Source organism: Methylobacterium sp. GC_Met_3, assembly GCF_026540775.1.
GTDB lineage: Bacteria > Pseudomonadota > Alphaproteobacteria > Rhizobiales > Beijerinckiaceae > Methylobacterium.
This window is the reverse complement of record NZ_JALNUL010000142.1, coordinates 1-1,800: the sequence shown is the minus strand read 5'-3', so window position 1 is coordinate 1,800 and position 1,800 is coordinate 1. Positions and strand designations below refer to the sequence as shown.

Below are 1,800 nucleotides of genomic sequence, written 5' to 3'. Positions count from 1 at the left end.
CGGACGGTAGTACCCGCCGTAGCACCGGCGCGGGCCGTCATAGCCGCCGTACTCGCGATCGTAGCCCCGGCCGTACCCGTAACCGGGCCGGCCGCCGTAGTAGCCGCGGGGACCGCCATAGCCCCACCCACAATCGTTCGGACGGCAATGGCCCTAGGGGTTCGGGTGAAAGCCTGGGCCGCAACCACCGGCTACCCGCTCGATCAGCATACCGCCCTCGGGCCGTCCATAGCCGAACGGGGCTGCGTTCGCCGCCGTCGCGGTCGCGTTTCGACTAGACACACGAGAACGGCGGGGCTCGAACTTAGGCGCTTATAGAGCGATGGTCACCGCTCGATGCAGATCAATCCTCGTCATCGTCCTCGCGTCGTAGGCGCTCCTCACGACGGAGGGGATCGCGTCGCCCGTCGCGGAACTCCTCGCGCCGCTCTTCGCGTCGGATATCGTCCCGGTCGCGCTCCCGCGGAGAGCGGGGGTCGACGCGAACACCGCCCGGTCCGATATCGATGCTCTGAGCGAATGCGGGCAAGCTCGGAATGGCGAACAGGCCGACTGCAATCAGCGAGCTAGCGAACAAGTGCTTCATGGCGTGTTTCTCCCGGGAATTAGAGGCCATCAACGTCGGTTCGTCAGACCAAATAGGGCGAACCCGGCCAGTGCTGCGAGGCCTAGAGCCAGCGAGCGATTGCCCTGCATGAAGCCAGCCGCGTGCTCACCTGCCTGACGCAGATCGTTGCCCAACGGCGAGCCGGTCAGGATACGCTCGGCCCGGTCGCGGTTCTCCTCCCGGGTATTGATCGACACCTCGAACGCGTCGCCCTGCCGGTCGATATCGATACTGTTGCGGGCAAATCCAGCGCGAGCGAGGCGATCGCGCGCAGATCGAGCGGCCTTCAGAGATGGGAACGTCACTGAAGCAAAGGTGCTGTCCGACATCATTTCCTCCGAAGGGCGGATCGAAACTTCCTCGGAGTCGATCTCGTTCCTCGTGAGGCCAACCCCTCCTTGGTCATTGAGGTCCGAGACGATGCCGGCTGGGTCCAGAACCAAGCCGCGGTCGCCACCCTACAGGCTCTGGCCAAGGGCACCTGAGACCTGATGCGGCGGGGCGAAGCCGAGGCGGGCGAAGGCTGATCAGAAGCGTCTGCAAAGGGTGGATATCTGCTGGTCTGCTATCGGCTGTTGAACCCTGAAAGCGGACTCTCGCTTCTCGGCGGTTCGCGTTGCCAGTCCGGGGCTCGAAGTCAGACAATCCGTTCAACCCATTGCGAACGCGACAGTCCCGGGGCGAATGGGTCGCCGAAATATTGCGTTTCCCGAACGACTTTCCCGTCGCGAAACTCCATAATGCTCACGGTGTAGGACGGCTTACCGTCATACGTGAGTACGTACTCCGTCACCCATAGATCGCCAGAGCCGACAATCCGTCGCACATCAAATCGCTTCTTGTTTGGTTGCGCCGTACGAGATGCCTGGATCTTGTGCCGCCCGCTGATGCGCTCGCCAGATTGAGGACATTCAAGCACTGCGTCGTCGCAATAGATCTGATGCTCTTCCTTGAAATCGTAAGCGTCCGAGGTTGCCCAGTGCCGGTCGAGAGCGCGTCTGATCTCCTGATCGTTCATGGAAGACATCCCGCGCCTATTCAGCTTAACCGTCGGCTTGAGCGGGCGGGTGTGAAAGCACGCGCATTCTACCGTTGAGACCGAAGCGCTACCCACGACTGCTTTGGAGCATTAGGCAAGCCACGACCAACGTCAATTATGGGTCGTAAGCTGAATGGCGGCTAAGGGTGGTATG

At 62.0% G+C, this 1,800-nt stretch carries 3 protein-coding genes and 1 pseudogene; all 4 read right to left on the bottom strand.

What is annotated here, in order from left to right; all coding sequences use genetic code 11:
* Positions 1 to 282, bottom strand: a pseudogene (locus OXS27_RS32165) (hypothetical protein); the annotation flags it as partial.
* 61 nt (positions 283 to 343) lie between these two features.
* Complete coding sequence (locus OXS27_RS32160; RefSeq protein WP_267361717.1) at positions 344 to 586, bottom strand: hypothetical protein; 243 nt, start codon at positions 584 to 586, stop codon at positions 344 to 346.
* Between the two features lie 29 nt (positions 587 to 615).
* Positions 616 to 1,050, bottom strand: a complete 435-nt coding sequence (locus OXS27_RS32155) for a hypothetical protein (protein WP_346733092.1) — start codon at positions 1,048 to 1,050, stop codon at positions 616 to 618.
* Between the two features lie 194 nt (positions 1,051 to 1,244).
* A complete protein-coding gene (locus tag OXS27_RS32150) occupies positions 1,245 to 1,625 on the bottom strand; it encodes a nuclear transport factor 2 family protein (RefSeq protein ID WP_267361716.1) in 381 nt (126 codons plus the stop codon).
* Positions 1,626 to 1,800: the final 175 nt, after the last annotated feature.